The 17,537-nt window shown below is 38.7% G+C and carries 12 protein-coding genes; 3 read left to right on the plus strand and 9 right to left on the minus strand.

Annotated elements, in window-relative coordinates; translation table 11 throughout:
• Positions 1–38 precede the first annotated feature (38 nt).
• From MCQ_RS07980 to ssb, 7 genes are all read right to left on the minus strand, one after another.
• Positions 39–1,259 carry an MFS transporter gene (locus tag MCQ_RS07980; RefSeq protein WP_006924666.1) on the minus strand — a complete coding sequence of 407 codons (1,221 nt, stop codon included), beginning with the start codon at positions 1,257–1,259 and terminating at the stop codon, positions 39–41.
• 632 nt (positions 1,260–1,891) lie between these two features.
• On the minus strand, positions 1,892–3,010 hold the full coding sequence (gene tgt, locus MCQ_RS07985) for a tRNA guanosine(34) transglycosylase Tgt (protein WP_035008255.1): 1,119 nt from the start codon (positions 3,008–3,010) through the stop codon (positions 1,892–1,894).
• A gap of 1,196 nt (positions 3,011–4,206) precedes the next feature.
• Complete coding sequence (locus tag MCQ_RS07990; protein ID WP_006924668.1) at positions 4,207–4,719, minus strand: peptidylprolyl isomerase; 513 nt, start codon at positions 4,717–4,719, stop codon at positions 4,207–4,209.
• 18 nt (positions 4,720–4,737) lie between these two features.
• Complete coding sequence (locus MCQ_RS07995) at positions 4,738–5,313, minus strand: peptidylprolyl isomerase (protein WP_006924669.1); 576 nt, start codon at positions 5,311–5,313, stop codon at positions 4,738–4,740.
• Positions 5,303–5,824: a pantetheine-phosphate adenylyltransferase gene (gene coaD / locus MCQ_RS08000; RefSeq protein ID WP_006924671.1), complete on the minus strand. Its 522-nt coding sequence runs from the start codon at positions 5,822–5,824 to the stop codon at positions 5,303–5,305. Before coaD ends, MCQ_RS07995 begins: the two co-directional genes overlap by 11 nt.
• A gap of 21 nt (positions 5,825–5,845) precedes the next feature.
• Complete coding sequence (gene gyrA, locus MCQ_RS08005; protein ID WP_006924672.1) at positions 5,846–8,623, minus strand: DNA gyrase subunit A; 2,778 nt, start codon at positions 8,621–8,623, stop codon at positions 5,846–5,848.
• A gap of 235 nt (positions 8,624–8,858) precedes the next feature.
• Positions 8,859–9,377 (minus strand): single-stranded DNA-binding protein, encoded by a 519-nt coding sequence (gene ssb, locus MCQ_RS08010; RefSeq protein ID WP_006924673.1) that lies wholly within the window; start codon positions 9,375–9,377, stop codon positions 8,859–8,861.
• 222 nt (positions 9,378–9,599) lie between these two features.
• On the opposite strand from ssb, the gene uvrA reads away from it, so the two are divergent.
• The 3 genes from uvrA to glnA all read left to right on the plus strand — a co-directional run bounded on the left by uvrA (position 9,600) and on the right by glnA (position 14,590).
• Positions 9,600–12,515, plus strand: a complete 2,916-nt coding sequence (uvrA, locus tag MCQ_RS08015; protein ID WP_006924674.1) for an excinuclease ABC subunit UvrA — start codon at positions 9,600–9,602, stop codon at positions 12,513–12,515.
• Positions 12,516–12,787: 272 nt separating this feature from the next.
• The gene (locus MCQ_RS08025; protein ID WP_006924676.1) at positions 12,788–13,126 is read left to right on the plus strand and encodes a P-II family nitrogen regulator; all 339 of its coding nucleotides are present in this window, start codon (positions 12,788–12,790) and stop codon (positions 13,124–13,126) included.
• A 54-nt stretch (positions 13,127–13,180) separates the two neighbouring features.
• A complete protein-coding gene (glnA, locus tag MCQ_RS08030; RefSeq protein ID WP_006924677.1) occupies positions 13,181–14,590 on the plus strand; it encodes a type I glutamate--ammonia ligase in 1,410 nt (469 codons plus the stop codon).
• Positions 14,591–15,373: 783 nt separating this feature from the next.
• Here the strand turns inward: glnA and MCQ_RS08040 are convergent.
• Together MCQ_RS08040 and MCQ_RS08045 are read right to left on the minus strand one after the other, a co-directional pair.
• Positions 15,374–16,162: an ATP12 family chaperone protein gene (locus MCQ_RS08040; protein ID WP_006924678.1), complete on the minus strand. Its 789-nt coding sequence runs from the start codon at positions 16,160–16,162 to the stop codon at positions 15,374–15,376.
• A 210-nt stretch (positions 16,163–16,372) separates the two neighbouring features.
• Entirely contained in the window at positions 16,373–17,356 is a 984-nt protein-coding gene (locus tag MCQ_RS08045; protein ID WP_006924679.1) for an RluA family pseudouridine synthase, read from the minus strand.
• Positions 17,357–17,537: the final 181 nt, after the last annotated feature.

Genomic DNA, 17,537 nt, shown 5'->3' on the forward strand with positions numbered 1-17,537 from the left:
AAGGGAAAAGATACTTTTTTTTCAAGAAACATTCGTAATTAAGAGAGATATTGATCACGTCTTTCCACGTACCATGAAAAACAAAAAATCATTAATCCACACAGAGTTAAAATACCTCCAAGAACAGCAGTATATTCATAGCTATAACCCAATCTCAAAATCCATGCTCCAGCTTCTGCCCCAAGAGCATTAGCAATATTAAAAGCAGATTGCATTAAAGCTCCTGCCAAAATCTGTCCATGGAGAGCAACGTCCATAATTTTTGTTTGTATAGAAGGCATAGCTGCAAAAGAAGTACCAACAAGAAAGCATCCTAATGCTGCCATTAATGGAGTATAGGATAAAAAGAAAAAAAGAAAAAAAACAAACGCGCTCCAAAGCATAGCAAAAAATATCAGCGGCGAAGTACCAACTTTAACTGCGAATTTAGGTCCTAAAAGATTACCTACTACCATTCCCAATCCAACTAACGGCATAATAAACGGTACCCAATCAAGCGAAACACCAGAAATATGCATTAATGTTGACTTAATATAAGTAAAAACAGAAAATAACCCCGATGAGCCAACTGAAACCATCATCAAAAGAAACCATACCTGCTTTTGTTTTAACGCACTTAGCTCGCGTAGAGGATTCGTTTTTAAATCATTGGGAGCAGAAGGTAAAAACGCCCAAATAAGCAAACAACATAATAAAGCAATAGCGCCTACAAGGATAAAAGCAATCTGCCAGCCAACAAGCTGGCCAATCCAAGTTGCACTCGGTGCTCCCAAAACAGTCGCAATTGTCAAACCCAGCATAACATACCCAACAGCTTTCGAACGTTCATTCATTTCTGCCATTGAAGACGCTACCATAGTTGCAAGCCCAAAATAGATGCCATGCGGAAGACCACTGATAAAACGCAACGCTACTAACATGCTAAAATTAGCAAAAAAAGCACTAGCAATATTTGCAAATGCATAAAAAGACATCAATCCTATTAAAACAGTCTTGCGTGATAACTGAGCTGTTGCAACAGCTAAAAGAGGTGCTCCAATCACAACACCCAATGCATAAGCAGAAACATATTGACCAGCTGTAGGAATATCAACAGATGAACTGCGTGCCATCTCCGGCTGTAAGCCCATAGCAACAAATTCCGCAGTACCAATAGCAAAACTTCCCACTGCAAGAGCTAAGATTGCCAAACGCCGTGTTCTCAAATCAATTCCTGAAGCAAGAATGCTTTCCTTATGAGAGTTCCTCATTTTCTTCATTTCTATAGTGTGATACTTTAATCATGAATATCTGTAATATGGCGTAAATGAACTCAGAATCTTCTTATATCTATGCATAAAAAATTCCAATAAAACACTAAAACATCTTCCACAAGGAAAACAAAAACGCTTTAATTTTCTTTCGTAGTGACATATTAAAATATCGTTATTAGAAAAATAGGCTTAGCCCTTTAAAGTATCAACCGTTTGCGTTTTCTAAACCTTCAATTCAGACAAAGTCACCTTCATATCTACTCCTAAATGAAATAGCCTTTATTATAACTTCACTGTTTAAAGATAAAAAATACAAATCACACTAAAAAATACAATTTTTATACTTCTTTAAGGGTTTGCTAACCCCTCATTAACATTGTTGATCTAAACAATTATCACAAACAGAAAAAACTGTTTTTCTCCGGATCAGGTAGTGCGTACCGGAGTAAGAAAGTTTCTTGCTAGTATTAAGGTGCAGAGAGAATATATAGCCACAAAACTGGAATCTATCTTTTTTGGCAATAAAGCTTTATGCTTTTGGAAAGCATTTTTAGCTTTATACTTTTAGCAATTTTCTTTGATGAAAAAATAAATGAAGCAACACAAAAAAGATAAACGCCATACATAGGGCCCATACCTTATCGCCCTTGCAGCCATAAAGCACGCGTTTCAGCACAAAAATCAGCATAACAGCCTTCTTTGATAGCATCGCGAATTCCTTGCATAAGATATTGGTAATAAAAAAGATTATTCCACGTCAACAACATCCCACCAAGAGATTCACCAGATTTAATCAAATGATGCAAATAAGCACAACTATAATCAGAAGCTGCAGGACAAAGCGACTGTGGATCCAGAGGATGTGGATCCTCTGCATAACGTGCATTGCGCAAATTAATTCGGCCAAAACGCGTAAAAGCTAAACCATGACGTCCAGCACGTGTCGGCATAACACAATCAAACATATCAATACCACGAGCAACACTTTTTAAAATATCATCAGGTGTTCCCACCCCCATGAGATAGCGTGGCTTATCTTCTGGCAAAATTGGACAAGTAGCATCCAATACAGCTGTCATAACACTCTGCGGTTCACCAACAGCAAGCCCTCCAATAGCGTAACCTTTCAAATCCATCTCTTTTAATACTTGGGCAGAACGTTCACGCAATTTCATATTATCACCGCCTTGAACAATACCAAACAGTGCTTTATCTGGCTGATCACCAAAAGCTGTTTTACAACGCTGTGCCCACCGCAATGAAAGCTCCATAGCAGCTTCCATTTCCTTTTCACTTGCAGGTAATGCAATACATTGATCCAGCTGCATTTGGATGTCTGCATTAAGAAGCCCTTGAATTTCGATAGAACGCTCTGGACTCATTTCATAGTACGCTCCATTAAGGTAAGAGCGAAAAATCACACCTTGTTCGGTAATTTTACGAATTCCCGCAAGCGACATAACCTGAAATCCACCGGAATCGGTTAAAATAGGTCCAGACCAGCGTGAAAATTCATGTAAGCCTCCTAAACGCGCAACACGCTCAGCCCCTGGACGCAACATTAAATGATAAGTATTGCCCAAAATGATATCTGCCCCAAGAGCACGTATCTGATCCATATACATAGCCTTAACAGTTCCTGCCGTCCCAACAGGCATAAATGCCGGTGTACGAACACACCCACGAACCGTTATAATTTCACCACAACGTGCACAACCATCTTGAGCAATTTTTCTATAATGAAACGTCTTTATCATTACTCTCGTCTTTTTTGATTCCATAAACGCATGTCGCCATAAAAAGAAAAGCTACATCTTTCTCTTAATAGCATCATCGTAAACTTTACGGATTGATTTTCGATTCGCTAAATACTGTAACCAGCATAAAAAATTAACGAAATAAATGAAGTTTTGTTATTAAGCAATCATAATAACAAAAGTGAAATCTAGTTTACCAAACTACAGAGAATGCCTGACAACATAATACTAGAAGATACATGCGCTTATCCACCACAGTCTTAAATAACTGCAGAGCTATTATTTCAAAGCCAATGATCATTATTTCCAAAAACACTAACTACTCATAATGCCTAGCAGACTTAGCATATAAAAAAACCCCTGAATACATTGTATCACCAGGTATACCTTTCACCTTCACAAATAAAAAATTTCCGCGTTTATATAGCAGGTGAATAATTTCTAAAGCTTTCTAGAAATTTCTTATTAAAATTCAAAATTTTAGCTCTGCTAGCCCCACTACTTTTTCATACGTAAAAAGAGTTTCATAATTTTTATGTTCAATATCTTAACTATACTTTGACACAATATAGCAATAAAAGGATATATGCTAGGATTGTGGATAACAGCAACATCAATGAAACACCTTATTACTCTACTCAAGTAATTTTCCATAGTGTTTAAATCCATGCTCTCCTTTCGAGAATCTTCAGTAAAAAAGAGAAACATGAAAAATTTTTACATCTGCTTTTAAAAAAGTAAAATAATTCTTTGATCTAAATAAGCAAACTTCAATACAAGCTAGCTGTTACGTTAAATAATTGAATCTCAAAAATTCTACTTGTATAAAAATAATGAATTCAGAGAAAATCTCATAAAATACCAAACAACTGTGAGAAACAATCAATCCTAGAACACTTAAAGATCGTTGATCTGACTAACCATATTCAATGCGAACAAACAGCACTGTAATTTAAGATTCCAAGTTTGTAGATAAGATCTTCTCTATTTGTAAGCAGCATTATAAAATAATCGCAAATACTGTGCCTACCAGTCAACTGCACCTAAAATCGATAAAGCTTTATATGGAGAGCAAGTGTATAGATGCCCCCTATGGAGATCAAAACCACAACAACTGACCTCCACTGTACTCAAGACAAAACTAGACAGAAATACCTTTATTTAACAATCTTACGGTTGAAATCGATACAGTTATATTATTTTGCATCCGCAGCGATTGTAGCTTTAATAATTGAATCCGGATCTAAAACAGGTTCACCACGCTTAATTTTATCGACATTTTCCATACCTTCAAGCACTTGCCCCCATATGGAATATTGACGATCAAGCCAAGGAGCATCTGCAAAGCAGATAAAAAACTGAGAATTAGCGGAATTTGGATTCTGACTGCGTGCCATAGAAACCGTGCCCCGCTTATGAGAAAGATTCGAAAACTCTGCTGTTAAATTGGGTTTCTCTGAACCACCCATCCCCGCACGAGACAAATTAAATTTTTCACCGTCCTTCTTTCCAAATTGCACATCACCGGTTTGAGCCATAAATTCATCAATAACACGATGAAAAACAACGTTATCATAAGCACCTTCACGCACAAGTTCTTTAACACGTGCAACGTGGCAGGGAGCTAAATCAGGAAAAAGCTCAATAATAACTTTGCCTTTCGTGGTTTCAAGAATTAAGGTATTCTCTAGATCTTTAACCTCAGTCATACAGCTAACTCCTTTGCCTCATTTATCTGCTTGTAAAGTGGCAGCATAAATAACATCAGGATCTGCTACAGACCCATTATTACTTGTGGTACCTTTTTTTATTTGATCAACAACATCCATTCCCTTTATGACCTCTCCAACAACAGTATACTGACCATTTAAAAAATCGGCATCACTAAAACAAATGAAGAATTGAGAATTGGCTGAATGAGGGTCTTGTGAACGTGCCATACCCACAGTGCCACGCTTAAATGGCTGCTTTGAAAACTCTGCTGGTATATTAGGATAATTTGAGCCACCGGTACCAACGCGTTTAAGATCAAAGTCTGCACTGCCCTTTTTTCCAAACTTTACATCACCAGTTTGTGCCATAAAACCTGGAATAACACGGTGAAAAACAACGTTATTGTAGGCACCTTCTTCTGTTAATCTCTTGATTTGTGCAACATGTTTTGGCGCTAAATCAGAACGAAGACGAATAACCACGTCACCCTTTTTGAGAGATAAAACAAGAACACTAGAATCGTCTGCTACAGCACTCAATGAAAAAAAGCAAAAAACAGATGTCAAAACAGCAAGAACTCTAAGAGACACAATCATTCTCCTCTGAAGATTGAAATTTTGAACGCAAAGCTTGTGCAACATTTGGAGGTACAAAGGAGGAAACATCACCTCCCATAGAGGCAATCTGGCGCACCAATGTTGAAGTTATCGCACGCCCAGAAACGCTCGCGGGTAAAAAAACAGTTTGCAATTCAGGAGCCATGATACCATTCATCCCTGCCATTTGCATTTCATAATCAAGATCAGTACCATCACGCAATCCACGAATAAGAAACGAAGCACCAATTTCACGAGCCTTATCAATCAAAAGCGTATCAAATGAAATAACTTGCAATTGATCAGGTCCTATATCTAATAAATCTTTTCCTACCTGTGTAATTAAACCAACACGCTCTTCAAAGTTAAAGAGTGTTTTTTTTCTAGCATGTATACCTATAGCCACCACCACCTTATCGGCCAAAACAAGACTACCTCGCAAAACATCAAGATGACCATTTGTAAGAGGATCAAAGGACCCCGCATAAAGAGCAATTTTCTTCATTTTACGCAGCTAACTTCAAAATTATTTCTCTTCGCTCTTCTCAACCGGATCAGAATGCTTTCCAGCTTCATCATCTAGTTGATTAGTATCATCTTCAGCTTCAGAAATACGCTCAACCGATACGACTTTTTCTCCCTCAGCTGTATTGAAAATTGTCACCCCCTTAGTTGAGCGACCAGCTATACGAATACCCTCAACAGGGACGCGAATAAGCTGTCCCCCGTCCGAAACTAACATAATTTGATCTTGCGCCTTCACCGGAAAAGCCGCCACTAATTTACCAATTTCAGACGTCTTAGACGGATCTGTTGCACGAATCCCTTTTCCACCACGTCCCGAAATTCGGAATTCATATGAGGAAGATCGTTTTCCATAACCAAATTCACTCACTGTTAAAAGCATTTGCTCACGGGCATTAAGTTCTGCATAGCGTTCATCTGTTAACTCTGTTTCTGTTCCCTCATCATCTTCATCAAGAGTTACAATATCTTCAGCATCTGCACCAGCGGCACGCCGTTCCTGAATCACACGTTTAATATAAGCAGAACGTTCAACAGACGTCGCCACAACATGCTCTAAAATGGTCATTGAAATAACTTTATCACCATTAGCTAAATTGATACCACGCACTCCCACCGAATTACGACCTGCAAATACACGAACCTCAACGACTGGAAAACGAATACATTGTCCATTAGCTGTTGTTAGAACAACATCATCATGTTCTGTACAAGTTTCTACAGAAAGAATTTCATCTTCTTCATCAAGCTTCATCGCAATTTTGCCATTGCGATTAACCTGAACGAAATCCGATAATTTATTACGACGCACAGTCCCACGTGTCGTAGCGAACATCACATCCAATGCACTCCAACTTGCTTCATCTTCCGGCAAGGGCATAATGGTTGTTATGCGCTCTCCTTGCTGCAAGGGAAGCATATTAATCAGAGCGCGCCCGCGCGATTGCGGGCTACCAAGTGGTAAACGCCAAACTTTTTCTTTATAAACGATGCCCCGTGATGAAAAGAAAAGTACCGGTGTATGCGTATTAACCACAAACAAACGCGTCACAAAATCCTCATCTTTCGTAGACATACCAGAACGCCCTTTACCACCGCGCCGCTGCGCACGGTACGTATTGAGAGGCACACGTTTAATGTAGCCACTATGACTAACCGTTACCACCATATCTTCTGGAGCAATCAGATCTTCACTATCCATCTCAGCGCTACCAAAACCAAATACGGTACGTCTAGGAGTCGCAAATTCCTCGCGAAGAGCATTTAGCTCATCCTTAATAATTCCCATAATGCGTGAACGCGATGCCAAAATGTGAAGATAATCAGCAATATCGACCCCAATTTTGTTCAATTCATCAGCAATTTCATCTCGCCCAAGCGCCGTCAGCCTTTGCAAACGCAATTCCAAAATAGCACGCGCTTGTTCTCCAGATAAATTATAAGTACTATCCTCATGGATAATATGACGCGGATCATCAATAAGTCTAATCAAAGGTGCCACATCAGCAGCAGGCCAGCGCCGCTCCATTAATTGTACCCGCGCTGTCTGTGGATCAGGCGCTTTACGAATGAGCGCTATAACCTCATCAATATTAGCAACAGCAAGTGCGAGACCAACCAGAACATGTGCACGCTCGCGTGCTTTACGCAAAAGATATTTTGTGCGCCGACTTACAACTTCTTCTCGGAAAGCAACAAATGCGCGAAGCATCTCAAGCAACGTCATCTGTTCAGGTTTTCCCCCGTTTAATGCCACCATATTACAACCAAAAGAGGTTTGTAACGGCGTATAACGATACAATTGATTTAAAACAACATCCGCAACAACATCTCTCTTAAGCTCAATAACGACGCGATATCCATCACGATCAGATTCATCACGCAAATCAGAGATTCCTTCAATGCGTTTATCACGCACCAACTCGGCCATTTTTTCAATCATTGTTGCTTTATTAACCTGATAAGGTATTTCGCTTACAATGATTGCCTGTCGACCATTGCGAATTTCTTCAATATCAACTTTAGCACGCATAATAATTGAACCACGTCCCGTTTCATAAGCCGAACGGATACCGGAATGACCAAGGATAATACCACCCGTAGGAAAATCAGGACCAGGAATAATTTCAATTATTTTATCGAGCGTTATATCGGGATTATCAATCAAAGCGATACAACCATCAACAACTTCACCAAGATTATGAGGCGGAATATTGGTTGCCATTCCCACAGCAATACCGCCCGATCCATTAATCAAAAGGTTAGGAAAGCGTGCTGGTAAAACCACAGGCTCACGCTCACGTCCATCATAATTATCCTGAAAATCAACAGTATCTTTATCAATATCAGCTAAAAGTTCCTCAGAAACTTTTTCTAAACGACATTCTGTATAACGCATTGCCGCAGGCGGATCCCCATCAACAGAACCAAAATTTCCTTGACCATCAATTAATGGATTTCGCAAAGAAAAATCCTGCGCCATACGTACCAATGCATCATATATTGAAGCATCGCCATGGGGATGGTATTTCCCCATAACTTCACCAACAACACCCGCAGACTTACGATAAGATTTATTAAAAGAAAGCCCCATCTCATTCATAGCATGCAGAATACGCCGATGAACAGGTTTAAGACCATCACGCACATCAGGAAGTGCACGGGAAACAATCACGCTCATCGCATAATCGAGATAGGAGCGTTGCATTTCATCAATAATACTGATTGGTTCAATACCGGTCAGCACATCACGTTCTGGGTGTGGAGTAAGATCGGTCACAGCTTCAAGACTTTCAAAAAAGAATCACTTTACTCTTTATATACCGAAAAATACGTAAAAACACCATCTTCACTGCTGTAACAGAGAAGAAATTTAACAATAATTTTCAACATGTTATTTATTTATGTTAAAAATCACGGGTAAATAAATAGGACATACTTTCCTGAACTTTTAAGATCTGCAATAAACAATCGAAAGATATAATAGAGAAATGACAATCGTATCTTAAAAATCATCAAAAAGGCACATCATCATCTAATTTATGCGAAAAACTTTCTCTTGATTGGTTATTGTTTTGACCAAACACATCTTTCTGATTTGCGCTACTAACCGCAAAATCACTACTGCCATAACCACCGCTCGACTGAGTTGCTCCTTGCATTTGTTCTCCACCACTCATGCTTCGCCCATCAAGCATCTGTAATTCACCACGATATTTTTGCAAAACAACCTCTGTTGTATACCGGTCATTACCATTTTGATCTTGCCATTTGCGCGTCTGCAACTGGCCTTCAATGTAAATTTTACTGCCTTTTTTTAAATATTGTTCGACAACTTTGATAAGATTTTCATTAAAAATAACGATACTATGCCACTCCGTGCGCTCTTTACGTTCATTTGTATTGCGATCGCGCCAACTTTCTGAAGTGGCAATACGCAAATTTGCCACTTGATCACCAGAATTCAAACGACGAATTTCAGGATCTGCACCGAGATTACCAATCAAAATAACTTTATTAAGGCTACCAGCCATCGCATAAACTCCAAAATCATAAACCAAGTAATTATAACAAAAGATGACAACAAGGTATAGTTTATTCCATCACTAAAAATAAAAAGCTGCTCTCTTTATCTCTCTTTCCACAAAACTTGCTGTCTCTTTCCATGTTAAAGCAATAAAACACATTGTAATTCCAAAGAAACAGTTTTATTTCACTTTGAAGTGTTCAATTTTTTACATATGCCAAGGATAGACATGACTCATCAGAAATACATCTCCATTCGCGGTGCACGTGAACACAACCTTAAAGATATTGATTTAGATCTCCCTCGTGACAAATTGATCATCATAACAGGACTTTCTGGATCAGGTAAATCATCCTTGGCTTTTGATACAATTTACGCTGAAGGTCAACGTCGCTATGTTGAAAGCCTTTCTGCTTACGCACGCCAATTTCTAGAAGTGATGCAAAAACCAGATGTCGACCGGATAGATGGCCTTTCTCCTGCTATCTCGATTGAACAAAAAACAACCAGCCGCAACCCTCGTTCAACGGTAGGCACCGTCACCGAAATCTACGACTATATGCGTCTTCTCTTTGCGCGTATTGGTATTCCTCATTCTCCAGCTACGGGGCTTCCTATTGAAAGCCAAACCGTAAGCCAAATGGTCGACCAAATTATGAACTTACCAGAAGGAACACGGATTTTTATTATGGCGCCTCTCGTCCGAGGGCGAAAAGGAGAATATAAAAAAGAGCTAACAGAGCTTTTAAAAAAAGGATTTCAGCGTGCTAAAGTTGATGGGAAATTCTATGAAATTCCTGATATTCCTCCTCTTGATAAAAAGTATAAACATGACATCGATGTAGTGGTAGACCGTATTGTTGTACACCACGACATCACTCTTCGCTTAGCTGACAGTATAGAAACCTGTTTACAGCTAGCAAATGGGCTTGCAGTTGCTGAAATGGCAGATGAACCTTTGGAAGCAAAAGAAACCATAAAGGAATCTACCAATAAATCAAAAAATGAAACACACAAACGGCTTATTTTCTCAGAGAAATTTTCTTGCCCCATCTCTGGATTTTCTATCCCTGAAATTGAACCACGGCTCTTTTCATTTAATAGCCCTTTTGGCGCTTGCCCTCTTTGTGATGGACTTGGTACAAAAAAGGCCATCAATCCTAAAAGCGTCGTGCCAAATGAAAACCTCACTTTAAAAGCAGGAGCCATTGCCCCTTGGGCTAAATCATCTTCACCCTTCTATAACAAAATCTTAGAAGCATTAGGCAAAGCTTATGGATTTAAACTGACAGATAAATGGTGCACACTCTCAAATGAAGCGCGATACGCTATTCTCTATGGTACAAAAAGAAAAGGAAGCACCTTTGTCTATAAAAATGATTTAAGCGCACATACACCATCCCAATATTTTGAAGGTGTTATCCCAAATATGGAACGACGATGGAAAGAAACCGATTCTGCTTTATCACGTGAAGAAATCGAGCATTATATGTCTTCTTCTCCTTGTCCAGCCTGTCATGGCTATCGTTTAAAACCAGAAGCACTCGCTGTCAAAATCCACGGAATGCATATTGGGCAAATATCAGAATTTTCCATCTCAAAAGCATATGATTGGTTTACTAATATTCATAAACATCTGACCGAAAAACAGCAAAATATAGCAGCACGTATTTTAAAAGAAATTCGTGAACGCCTAACTTTTTTAAACCATGTCGGACTTGAATATCTTAGCTTATCTCGAAGTTCCGGCACACTTTCAGGTGGAGAAAGTCAACGTATTCGATTAGCATCTCAGATTGGCTCTGGTCTTACAGGCGTGCTTTATATCTTAGATGAACCATCTATCGGCCTACACCAACGCGATAATGAACGTCTTTTGGAAATGCTGCGTCATCTGCGTGATCTTGGCAATACAGTTATCGTTGTTGAACATGATGAAGATGCTATTCTTAGTGCAGATTACGTGGTTGATATCGGTCCAGCTGCAGGTGTTCATGGTGGAAAAATCATAGCTCAAGGCACTCCACAGGAAATTATAAAAAATCCATCCTCCCTCACAGGTCAATATCTCTCAGGAAAAATGGCAGTAACCATTCCTCCTCAACGACGCAAAATATCAAAAGAAAAAACACTTAAGGTGATTGGTGCTCGAGGCAATAATCTTAAAAATATCAGTGCTAATATCCCCCTTGGAACCTTTACATGCATAACTGGCGTTTCAGGAGGAGGAAAATCAACGTTCCTCATTGAAACCATTTTCAAAGCTGCATCACGCCATATCATGGGAAGTCATCAAAATCCGGAAAGCTACGACAAAATTGAGGGATTAGAATTTCTCGATAAAGTTATCGATATCAACCAGTCACCCATTGGAAGAACTCCACGCTCGAATCCAGCAACTTATACGGGCGCCTTTACCCCAATTCGTGAGTGGTTTGCTGAGCTTCCAGAATCAAAGGCCCGTGGTTATCACGCTGGGCGTTTCTCATTTAATGTTAAGGGAGGTCGCTGCGAAGCGTGTCAGGGTGATGGAGTTATCAAAATTGAAATGCACTTTCTGCCTGATGTCTATGTTACGTGCGATGTATGCCAAGGAAAACGTTATAATCGAGAAACGCTAGAAGTAAAATTTAAAGACAAATCCATAGCCGATATCCTCGATATGACAATAGAAAAAGCAGAGGATTTTTTCAAAGCTGTTCCCGCTATTCACAACAAAATGAAGACTCTTATCAAAGTTGGTCTTGGTTATATCAAAGTAGGACAGCAAGCTACGACACTTTCTGGAGGTGAAGCTCAACGTATAAAACTTGCAAAAGAGCTTTCACGTAAAACAACAGGCCGAACACTTTATATTTTGGACGAACCAACAACGGGGCTTCATTTTCACGATATTTCTAAACTTCTTGAAGTGCTCCATGAACTGGTTGAACAAGGTAATACAGTCGCAGTCATTGAGCATAATCTTGAAGTCATAAAGACAGCAGACTGGATTATTGACTTAGGACCAGAAGGCGGCGATGGTGGTGGTGAAATCGTTGCAGTTGGCCGACCTGAAGATATTATCAATAATCCCACGTCCTACACCGGGAAATTTCTGAAAGAAATTTTGCTACGGCGACCTTTATATAATTCTGATTCTTAAAAAGTCCTTAAATTACAAAGTATAGTATGGCATAAAAAGCCAAAGATCTCTGTTTCCTATCATTTTTGATATTTTATAAGCCTTGCATCCTTTTCCCCATAAAATAATCCCACTCCCTATCTATACGACAAGAGAACTTTTTCAAAAAGAAAACATGCATTTCATGATTTTCGACTTTTCCGTGTAGAAAGTCTCTGTTGGCATATATCAGAGTTGCCAATATAATGCGAGACAGTCTAAAAAGATAAAATAACGTTGGAGATAATTTCAGTATGAAAAAAATTGAAGCCATTATAAAACCTTTCAAACTTGATGAAGTGAAAGAAGCGCTTCAAAAAATTGGATTACATGGTATTACCGTAACAGAAGCAAAGGGTTTTGGCCGCCAAAAAGGACACACAGAACTTTATCGCGGTGCTAAATATGTTGTTGATTTTCTACCAAAAGTAAAAATTGAAATTGTTGTCGCCGATGAAAAGTTAGAAGAAGCTGTTGATACGATATGTAAAGCAGCTCAAACAAAACATATGGGAGATGGAAAAATATTCATTTCCTCTATTGATAAGTTTATTTGTATCGGTACTGGCGAATCCGGCATCAATCCGCTTTAAACATCCACAATTTTTTTACCTTTTATCCACCTCAGTCCAATAAGGAAATTCAATATGACAACCGCATCAGATATTCTCAAACAGATTGCAGACAACGACATACGTTTTGTCGATTTACGCTTTACCGACCCACGAGGAAAATTGCATCACGTCACAATGGATGTTGCAGAAATCAATGAAGATACATTTAGTGATGGCATTATGTTTGATGGTTCTTCAATTTGCGGATGGAAAACGATTAATGAATCTGACATGGCATTGATGCCAGATCCAGAAACAGCCCATGTTGATCCTTTTTTTGCACAATCTACTTTGGTCATATTTTGTGACATACTTGATCCTGTTTCTGGAGAATTTTATCGTAGAGATCCTCGTTCTATCGCCAAAAGGGCTGAAGTTTATATGAAATCTTTAGGAATTGGAGATACCATCAATATAGGTCCAGAAGCAGAGTTTTTTATCTTTGATGATGTACGCTATAAGACTGATCCTTATAACACGGGATTTAAACTTGATTCCAGTGAACTTCCATCAAATGATGACACTGAATATGAGATGGGCAATTTTGGTCACCGACCACGAATGAAAGGCGGTTATTTCCCAGTTCCTCCGATCGATTCCTGTCAAGATATGCGCTCTGAAATGCTCACAGCACTAAAAGATATGGGCGTCCGCGTTGAAAAGCACCATCATGAAGTAGCAGCAGCGCAACATGAACTAGGCATTCGTTTTGATACCCTTGTTCGTGAAGCGGATAAGATGCAAATTTTTAAATATGTTGTGCATCAAACAGCAAATAGCTACGGAAAAACAGCAACTTTCATGCCAAAACCGGTTTTTGGTGATAACGGCTCAGGTATGCATGTACACATATCCATTTGGAAAGATGGCAAACCAATTTTTGCTGGGAATGAGTATGCTGGCTTATCAGAGTCTTGTCTCTTCTTTATTGGTGGTATTATTAAGCACGCAAAAGCAATCAATGCCTTTACCAATCCATCCACCAATTCCTATAAGCGTTTAGTTCCAGGTTATGAAGCTCCTGTCCTCCTTGCATATTCTGCACGCAATCGTTCTGCTTCTTGCCGTATTCCAATGAGTTCTTCACCAAATTCAAAACGCGTAGAAGTTCGTTTTCCAGATCCAACAGCAAATCCGTATTTGGCATTTTCGGCACTCTTAATGGCTGGTCTTGACGGCATCAAAAATAAAATTCACCCTGGACAGGCTATGGACAAAGATCTCTATGATTTACCCCCTAAAGAGCTCAAAGAAATCCCCACAGTCTCAGGAAGTCTACGCGAAGCTCTTGAAGCGCTTGATAAAGATCGTAACTTTCTAAAAGCTGGAGATGTTTTTGATGATGATCAAATTAATTCTTTCATTGAATTGAAAATGCAAGAAGTTTTACGCTATGAGACAACCCCACATCCCATTGAATTTGATATGTACTATTCCGTTTAAAAAATAAGCTACTCTTTTCAATTTCGAAATGTAGCATTTTTCTGCCTAGAAAGCACAATGAGCGTTTTTGCAAATGTGCTTTTTCTTTATAAGTTTAGTTGACTATATCTAAAACGACAAGGTTTCTAGAGCTACAAATTTATCTTCTCTTCCCCCTCTTTTTATGGCTTGCCTTTAATATCAACAGTCCACAATTTATACCCTTTGGAAAAGCGGCATCTGCTTACATTAAAGTGAAGAAGCCATTTTTAAAATGCTTATCCCTCCCTCACTTATCGCATCAATAGCCTAACTTCCCCCCCCCAAAAAACCTCATTAAATCAAAATTCCAACAAATCATGAAAAGCCAAATAAAACAATTGGCAGAAAATTATAAAATTGAAAATATCCAAATCGTCCAAGAACAAAAATGCACTGGCAAACCTGATAATGATACACCCCTCTTTTTATCTAAGGAGTTTGTAACCACTAGAAATTATGGGAAAAGAACTCTATTCAAACTGAAATTGTCACTCTTCTTCACAATCATCAATGATATTTTATTCACGGTAATATGAAGCAATCTTAAATACAATTAGTGAAGTATTTCTTAGAATTAAAAAAATAAGTGCGCATACGTGAAAAGAAGAAAATTTGGCTTTATAAAGTATGCTAATCGCAAAAAACTTGCCATAGATTTAATAAAAAACTACAAAAACGTTAGGAATAATGATCAAAAAACGTAAGTGAATCAATAATAAAAATACTCCTTACTCTTAAAGGACGTTATTGATTCAATTTTATTTATTCGGATAGAAAAGTCGCAATCATTACAGCTGCAGCATTAAATTCAGCTTTTTTATGAGCTCGGCGCGCCATTGCTTCTTCATCAGTCCCCCATTGTTCCATCATCCAATTTTCATCCAAATGTGCAATATTCCAAGCATGATCCGAATTTATTTTTCCCGCAGCAAAAGCGAGAGCAATAAGAGCTGACCCTGTTAAAGTTGTCATAGTATGAAGTGCGGCAAGTATATAAGGAGACTGTACTTTGCGTAAATAATTGCTCACAGCTTGAATAGCCTCCCGTGGTTGTTCAATATGCATAAGACCTTCTGCCAAATGAAACCGTGAACCAAGTTTTTCTTCTACCCAATCAAGTAACGGATCCCACTGTTCACATTGTCGTTGCACGAGCTCTTTCGGTGTTTGTGCACGATAAAAAATCATATCGCATGCAACAAAACGCAATAAATCCTCGAAAATAACTTGCATATCGTCAGCTATACCATCAATAACAGTGTTAACAAAACGTGTAATCGGCATTTTTATCGGATCAATAACTTGCTTTTGGCTCTCAAATTCCTGTGCTACTAGTGCAGCACATGCTTCTTTTGGCACTAGAAAAGGACGTCGTGCCGGCGTTTTAACTGGATATTTATCTAACAATATAGAAAAACCCCCTTCTTCACGCGTAATTTTTACTTCCTTATAAAATCGTTTGGGTAGTGACGAACATGAAAATTGTGGCATCTTTTGAACGAAAGAATTTTTATTCAATGGCATATCAAAATAATCCAAAATCTCACGCATATATCGTCCTACCTATACTATTTGCAATAAAACTAATGTTTTTTCTTGCGAACAATCTACACCAATTTTTAAATAGACACAGAGTAATAGTCCTAAAAAGCATTAATTGCATTCATCCGAATGAAACTCATCATCTGTATTAAAGTGAAATCCTCAATGACGCATATTCTCGTGCATAATCCAACAGCATAAGCTGCAAAACTTTGTTCATTATTCTGTTTCACCATCATTCTCATTAAAAGCCAAAAGATTAAAGCTTTGCACCATATGAGGAGGTAAAGGCGCAACAATATCCAATAATCCTCCTGAAGGATGAGGAATACGAATACGACGTGCATGAAGATGAAGTCTGTTTTGAATTCCTCCTGGTAATTCCCAATTACTATCAGCAAAAAAATATTTTGAATCACCGATGATAGGATGATCCATATGAGCGGCATGCACACGTAGTTGATGTGTTCTACCAGTATGAGGTTCCATTTCAAGCCACGAAAGAACTCGCCCCCTGGTATCTAAAACGCGATAGTAGGAAACTGCATGGTTAGAACCTGGCACTCCATGTTCACAAACACGCATTTTATCACCCTGTGCAGTTATTTCCTTCACCATCCATGTTGAAATTTTATCCTGTTTCTTTCTAGGTACTCCCCGAACCAATGCCCAATAAGTCTTTTTTGTTTCCCGCGCTCTAAAAGCAGCAGTTAAAGCCTGTGCAGCCCCCCTTGAACGAGCAACAAGAAGAACACCTGATGTCTCACGATCAAGACGATGAACCAAACGCGGCTTTTCACCTTTTTTATTGCGCCAAACCTCCAGCATACTATCCACATGACGTGTCAAACCAGAGCCACCTTGTACGGCTAAACCCGCAGGTTTATTAAAAACAAAGATTTTAGGATCTTCATAGAGCAGCATTTTTTTTAAAACAACTTCATCATTCTGTCCACGAAGTGTTTTATCCGTTACAGGAAAACACTCCTTTTCATCAACAGCTAAAGGCGGTACGCGAACAGACTGTCCCGTGAAAATACGTGTATCGGCTTTAACTCGTCCACCATCAACCCGTATCTGACCAGAACGCAATAATTTTTGTAAATATCCAAACCCAAGTCCAGAATAATGTACTTTAAACCAGCGATCTAAGCGCATTCCATTTTCGTCTGCCTCAACCTTTTTTATTTCTACGCCTACCATGACAGTTCCTTTGCCATATAATTTTACTTACCAGTTTTTATGCAATATCTTTAAAATACAAAAATCCATATCCTATAGAATTGACTTTATCACGCTACATTACAGCCAGTATCAAAAATTGCATTTTCTTACCGTTTAAATTTTATTAGCTCAAAAATGAGCCATTACAAGAATCAATAAG

Origin of the sequence: Candidatus Bartonella washoeensis Sb944nv (assembly GCF_000278135.1) — a bacterium.
In the GTDB taxonomy this organism is placed as follows: Bacteria; Pseudomonadota; Alphaproteobacteria; order Rhizobiales; family Rhizobiaceae; genus Bartonella; species Bartonella washoeensis.